Origin of the sequence: Vibrio sp. V12_P9A6T4, assembly GCF_963874835.1 — a bacterium.
Classification (GTDB): Bacteria; Pseudomonadota; Gammaproteobacteria; order Enterobacterales; family Vibrionaceae; genus Vibrio; species Vibrio anguillarum.
Map to the genome: position 1 here is coordinate 1 of NZ_CAWNJO010000111.1, position 6,721 is coordinate 6,721.

Sequence of the window (6,721 nt, forward strand, 5' to 3'; positions counted from 1 at the left end):
CAAAAAAATAGCGCTTGAAAGCGCTATTTTTCATTATATTAAACTTTATTCAACTTCTTCTTCTACTTCCGGTTTGTCGGTACGACGAGCTTCCGGTTTATGGCGCAGTTTGTTGAGTTGGCGTTCTAATTTTTGTTCTACCTCATTGATAGCTGCGTAAAGATCTTCATGGGTTGCAGAAGCGACTAATTGTCCTTTGGGTACCGTGATAATAGCTTCGAATCTTTTTTGTTTATTGGGCTCTTCACTAAAGCTAGCTTGGCATCCTATGATATCCACTTGCCATTTTTCTAGTTTTTTAAATTTGCTCTCAATGTGAGTGCGGATTGCAGAGGTGATGTCGATATTTTTACCAGTGATAGTTACTTTCATAGATTTTTTCCTCTGTTGCATCCCTCATGGGTTAACTTCAGATTACTGATTTAATACTAAAGTAATGTGATATAGATCACTTTATTGGATGTGATTTCAAAGGGCGAGTTTAAACGTGATCTCACGCAAAGAGTGCTGACAAAGAGTAAAGAAAAAGCTTGTGATTCCTATCAATCTGGATAGATTGGTTAGAAGTTCAAGCTAAGAATTTCCCATTTTTAGGGTGTTTTTGCGGCCTAAAAAGAGCGCTGCTCATTTCTTATTCAAGTGTTTTTTGTGATCTTTATTCTAACGATGTTTTGAACACCTCCCTTTTTATTTCAGTTTTCTCTGCACCACTCATTTTCCAGCCGTCTTTTGCTGGCGTGTTATTATTCCCATCGACTCCAAATAAAAAAACCACTCAAAGCGTGAGTGGTTTTCATGGCGTACCTAAGCTTATTGCAAACTATTGTGGATTGAGTGCAATTAACTTTTGAGTTCTGGCAATGGCATCGTTCAGTTTGAGCTGTTTATACGCTTCCAACTGAATGTGTAATGATTTTCGAGCCGCTTCAGTGTCTGGATACGTTTTTTGTAGCTCCTGAGCACGGTTGATGGCCGCAATCCAAGATTCACGGCGTAAGTAAAAATCAGCTGTGGCAAGGTCATATTCAGCCAGCCTATTTTTTAACGCGAATAAGCGTTTATGAGCATCTTCTGCATAAGGGCTTTTTGGGTAGCGTTGCAGCAGTTTCTTAAAATCAGCAAACGCAGCTTTTACCGGTTCTGGATCACGATCCGCGCGATCGACATTAAATAGGTCATGCATGAAGTTGCGATCTTGCGCCATATGCGTCAAACCACGCATGTAGAGTACCCAATCCATTTTTTCATGGGTTGGATTCAAACGGGTAAAGCGTTCAATGGTCGCTAAACCTAACGCAAGATCATCGTTTTTGTAGTAAGCGTAAATAAGATCAAGTTGAACTTGTTCTGAATACGCGCCGAAGGGATAACGTGAATCTAACGCCTCAAGTTTTTGAATGGCCGTTAACCAGTTACCACTTTGCAGTGAGGTTTGTGCTTCTGAGTATAATTCAGAAGGCGGCACATCAGGGACAATCTCTTCGCTGCTTGAACAGCCAAATAACAGTGATAATGCGAGTAAGCCTGATAAAGTGTGGTGTTTCATGACAGGAGTCGTTTCCTTGAATTAATGCTTCTTAATTGAGTGCGTAATCGCTTTACAAATCGTTTCGTTACTTTCTTAGCAGTAACAGATACAATGACGCCATATTTTATCCATACTAGACGCTATTAGTCTCACGGTTTTTAAAAAAGTTCGATATGGCTCAGCAGATTGAATTAACAAATACAGTAAAAGATAGCCAGTTAGGTCAACGTTTAGACCAAGCTGTCGCTGAATTATTCGCAGATTTCTCTCGTTCACGTCTAAAAGAGTGGCTTTTAGAAGGCAAAGTTCAGGTCAATGGTGAGGTGATCACTAAACCAAGAACGAAAGTCATGGGGGGAGAAATCATTACGGTCCAAGCCGAGCTTGAAGATGAAGAGCGTTGGGAAGCGCAAGATATACCTTTAAATATCGTGTATGAAGATGACGATATTATGGTCATCAACAAACCACGAGATTTTGTCGTTCATCCAGGCGCGGGTACTCCAGATGGCACAGTCTTAAATGCACTGTTGTTCCACTATCCAGCTATTGCAGAAGTACCTCGTGCGGGGATTGTGCATCGTTTGGATAAAGATACGACTGGTCTAATGGTGGTCGCTAAAACGGTTCCTGCACAAACACACTTAGTTCGAGCGTTGCAAAAGCGTAAGATTACGCGTGAATATGAAGCGATTGTGATCGGTACTATGACTGCTGGTGGGATGATCGATAAGCCGATTGGCCGCCACTCAACAAAACGTACATTGATGGCGGTAAGCCCGATGGGTAAACCAGCGGTAACTCACTATCGTGTGGCCGAGCATTTTCGTGAACATACGCGACTTCGTTTGCGTTTAGAAACGGGCCGTACTCACCAAATTCGTGTGCATATGTCATATTTACAGCATCCTTTGCTTGGGGATACCGCCTATGGTGGCCGCGCTCGCATTCCGAAAGGGGCAACGCAAGAGCTGACCGATATGATCCGTGGTTTTGATCGTCAGGCTTTGCATGCCGTTATGCTTCGACTTGAGCATCCTGTGACTGGTGAAATGCTAGAATTTCATGCGCCAGTACCTGACGATATGATCATTATGGCGGAAGCTTTACGCGTAGATACTAAGTTGAATAAAAAAGACGAGTTCTAATGCAGAAGATCATCCCTAACTGGAATGCACCTAAACATGTAAAAGCTTTCTCCTCGACTAGAGTCGGTGGCTTTTCGTTAGCTCCTTATCAAGGGCTGAATTTAGGCATGCATGTTGGGGATGATCCTTTATCCGTTGAAAAAAATCGCCAATGGCTAACGCAGCAAGCGGCGATGCCCTCTAAACCTATTTGGCTTAAACAAACGCATTCAACACAAGTGCTAGAGGTTACTCAACCTACTCAGCAGATTCTGAGTGCCGATGGTGTTTTTACCCATCAGCATAATGTGGTTTGTTCTGTAATGACCGCTGATTGCTTACCTGTTCTACTCACTAATCACCAAGGCAGCGAAGTGGCTGCAGTTCATGCTGGTTGGCGCGGTTTAGCTAATGGGATACTCGAAAATGCGCTCGCCAAATTTTCTAGTGATATCCTAGCTTGGCTCGGTCCTGCTATCGGTCCTACGGCATTTGAAGTCGGTGATGATGTATACCATGCCTTTGTTGATCAAAATACCAAAGCAAAGGCCGCATTTTCTCTTCAAGAGAATGGAAAATGGCTAGCAAATATTGCACAGTTAGCCACGTTAAGGTTGCATCAATGCGGTGTTTCAGAAATATCAGATAGCGGCCTTTGTACCTTCCATAATCCTCATCAGTTTTATTCCTATCGACGCGACGGAATCACAGGTCGCCAAGCTTCATTTATTTGGATCGAAGAGTAACTTACGCAAGATCAATCTTACCTAACTTGCCCCTTGAAAAAGCACTAGTACGTAGCCATCTTTAGCTACGTAAGATTAGTTTCTCAATTAAGGTGAGGAAAGTTGGTATGCGTCTTGATCGATTTACAAGCAAATTTCAAATTGCCATTTCTGATGCTCAATCATTGGCATTAGGCCGTGATCATCAATATATCGAGCCTGTTCATTTGATGGTGGCATTGCTCGATCAAAATGGCAGTCCAATTCGTCCACTTCTTACTATGTTAAGTGTGGACGTTATGCAATTGCGCTCGAAGCTCAGTGAGATATTAGACCGTTTGCCAAAAGTTAGCGGTATCGGTGGTGATGTTCAGCTTTCTAGCGCAATGGGTACTATGTTCAATTTGTGCGATAAACTCGCGCAAAAACGGCAAGATTCCTACATTTCTTCGGAAGTATTTTTGCTAGCCGCACTAGAAGATAAGGGCGCGCTTGGTCAATTACTCAAAGAAATAGGGCTTACCGAGAAAAAAGTTTCTGAAGCAATAGAAAAAGTGCGTGGAGGTCAGAAAGTGAATGATCCAAATGCAGAAGAGCTAAGACAAGCGCTTGAGAAATTCACAATAGATCTAACTGAACGAGCGGAACAAGGCAAACTTGATCCTGTCATCGGGCGTGATGATGAAATTCGTCGCACCATTCAAGTATTGCAACGCCGGACCAAAAACAACCCCGTGATTATTGGTGAGCCCGGTGTAGGTAAAACGGCGATTGTGGAAGGGTTAGCGCAGCGCATTATTAATAATGAAGTGCCAGAAGGTCTACGTGGTCGTCGAGTATTGTCATTAGACATGGGGTCTTTGGTCGCAGGGGCTAAGTATCGTGGTGAATTTGAAGAACGCTTAAAATCGGTGCTTAACGAGCTAGCGAAAGAAGAGGGTAATGTCATCCTCTTTATTGATGAGTTGCACACTATGGTCGGTGCAGGTCGAGGCGAAGGCGCAATGGATGCGGGGAATATGCTTAAGCCCGCTCTGGCTCGAGGAGATCTACACTGCGTCGGTGCGACCACTTTAGACGAATATCGTCAATATATAGAGAAAGATCCGGCACTTGAGCGACGTTTCCAAAAGGTACTGGTTGATGAACCTAGCGTAGAAGACACAGTAGCTATTTTGCGTGGTTTGAAAGAGCGCTATGAGCTCCATCACCATGTGGAGATCACCGATCCCGCTATTGTTGCTGCTGCGAGTCTATCGCACCGTTATATTTCTGATCGCCAGTTGCCCGATAAAGCGATTGACTTGATCGATGAAGCCGCTTCAAGTATTCGAATGCAAATAGATTCAAAGCCAGAATCTTTAGATAAGCTTGAGCGCAAAATTATTCAGCTGAAAATTGAGCAACAAGCGCTAACGAATGAACACGATGAAGCGAGTGAAAAACGCTTACAGGTGTTAAACGAAGAGTTAAAAGTGAAAGAGCGCGAGTTTGCCGAGTTGGAAGAAGTTTGGAATGCGGAAAAAGCAGCTCTTTCGGGTACTCAGCATATTAAGTCCGAATTAGAGCAAGCGCGTATGGATATGGATTTCGCACGTAGAGCGGGTGACTTGAACCGTATGTCAGAACTTCAATATGGCCGAATTCCTGAACTTGAAAAGCAGCTCGACCTTGCAACTCAAGCTGAAATGCAAGAGATGACTTTACTGCGCAACAAAGTAACTGATGTAGAAATTGCGGAAGTGCTTTCAAAGCAAACTGGTATTCCAGTTTCTAAAATGCTGGAAGCTGAGAAAGAAAAACTGCTGCAAATGGAGGATGCGCTGCATCAACGAGTTATCGGACAAGTTGAAGCCGTCGAAGTGGTATCAAATGCGATTCGCCGTAGCCGAGCTGGGTTATCTGATCCAAATAGACCGATTGGTTCCTTCTTATTCTTAGGGCCAACTGGTGTGGGTAAAACTGAATTGTGTAAAACACTCGCAAACTTTATGTTTGATAGTGAAGATGCCATGGTGCGAATCGACATGTCTGAGTTTATGGAAAAACACTCAGTAGCGCGATTAGTCGGCGCGCCTCCAGGTTATGTGGGCTACGAAGAGGGTGGTTACTTGACCGAGGCTATTCGTCGTAAACCGTACTCGGTTATCTTGTTGGATGAAGTTGAGAAAGCACACCCTGATGTCTTTAATATCCTACTACAGGTATTAGATGATGGGCGCTTAACTGATGGACAAGGACGCACAGTTGATTTTCGTAATACAGTGGTAATTATGACCTCAAACTTAGGGTCTTCGCAAATTCAAGAAAAATTCGCAAGCTTGGATTATGAAGGCATTAAAAAAGAGGTAATGGAGATTGTAGGTAAACATTTTAGACCAGAGTTCTTAAACCGAGTGGATGAAAGTGTAGTATTCCATCCGTTGGCGCAAGAACAAATTAAATCGATCGCTTCTATTCAATTAGCCCGTCTTGGTAAACGAATGGAAGAGAAAGGTTATCAGCTTGAGGTATCTGAAAAAGCGTTAGAGCTGATTTCTCAAGTTGGGTTTGATCCTGTTTACGGAGCAAGACCATTGAAACGCGCTATTCAACAAAGCGTTGAAAATCCATTAGCGAAAGAAATCTTGGCAGGAAGAATCCTACCGGATAAAAAAGTTAAGCTAGTTGTTAGCAATGACCAAATTATTGCTCATCAAGACTAAACATTTACATTCAAAAGGGCCAGAAATGGCCCTTTTTGTTTGAAAATCACTCTCATTGGTTCTTTTGTGAGCTGTCAGTTCGTTTTTATGAGAAAGTTTCATTTTAGGACTTGTGTCCTTCTCTAAACTACCTATAATGCGCCTCGTTGTCAGGGCAGTGCTAGTTACTTCTGCTGATAACAGATGGACACTTGTTTAAAAGAAATAATCGATAAAGTGTTTGACACTTAAGGTTATATCGCTAGAATGTTCGTCCGCTTTGAATGCTTTTAGATAAGCATCCAAGCAAGCTCTTTAACAATATAAACCTATCAATCTGTGTGGGCACTCGTTGATGATAATCGAAAAAGATTTATCAATGAACTGAGTGACCTGGACTAGCAATAGTTCGAATGCTTTTTGATTTCACTTTTTCTTAAAAAGTGAAGACCAAGAAGCGGCACAGTCAATTCATTGTTGTTCTGTTGGAACAACAATAGCTTTAAAATTACTTTTTTACTTTCGAGTAAGAGCAGTTTTGAAGTCAGTATTCATTGAGCCGGTCTTAGGACCAACAAAACTTTAATTGAAGAGTTTGATCATGGCTCAGATTGAACGCTGGCGGCAGGCCTAACACATGCAAGTCGAGCGGCAGCA

At 42.6% G+C, this 6,721-nt stretch carries 5 protein-coding genes and 1 rRNA gene; 4 read left to right on the forward strand and 2 right to left on the reverse strand.

Annotated features, from left to right (window positions below; translation table 11 throughout):
• Positions 1-45: 45 nt before the first annotated feature.
• Complete coding sequence (gene hpf, locus AACQ42_RS16210) at positions 46-372, reverse strand: ribosome hibernation-promoting factor, HPF/YfiA family (protein ID WP_026027341.1); 327 nt, start codon at positions 370-372, stop codon at positions 46-48.
• A 448-nt stretch (positions 373-820) separates the two neighbouring features.
• Positions 821-1,546, reverse strand: a complete 726-nt coding sequence (gene bamD, locus AACQ42_RS16215) for an outer membrane protein assembly factor BamD (RefSeq protein ID WP_094165427.1) — start codon at positions 1,544-1,546, stop codon at positions 821-823.
• Between the two features lie 155 nt (positions 1,547-1,701).
• On the opposite strand from bamD, the gene rluD reads away from it, so the two are divergent.
• The 4 genes from rluD to AACQ42_RS16235 form a co-directional block, all read left to right on the forward strand.
• Entirely contained in the window at positions 1,702-2,676 is a 975-nt protein-coding gene (rluD, locus tag AACQ42_RS16220) for a 23S rRNA pseudouridine(1911/1915/1917) synthase RluD (protein WP_013857530.1), read from the forward strand.
• Entirely contained in the window at positions 2,676-3,401 is a 726-nt protein-coding gene (pgeF, locus tag AACQ42_RS16225) for a peptidoglycan editing factor PgeF (RefSeq protein ID WP_094164101.1), read from the forward strand. The genes rluD and pgeF overlap by 1 nt, the downstream gene beginning before the upstream one ends.
• 107 nt (positions 3,402-3,508) lie before the next feature.
• Positions 3,509-6,085, forward strand: coding sequence for an ATP-dependent chaperone ClpB (clpB, locus tag AACQ42_RS16230; RefSeq protein ID WP_026027339.1), 2,577 nt, complete (start codon positions 3,509-3,511; stop codon positions 6,083-6,085).
• A 562-nt stretch (positions 6,086-6,647) separates the two neighbouring features.
• Positions 6,648-6,721, forward strand: a 16S ribosomal RNA gene (locus tag AACQ42_RS16235); the annotation flags it as partial.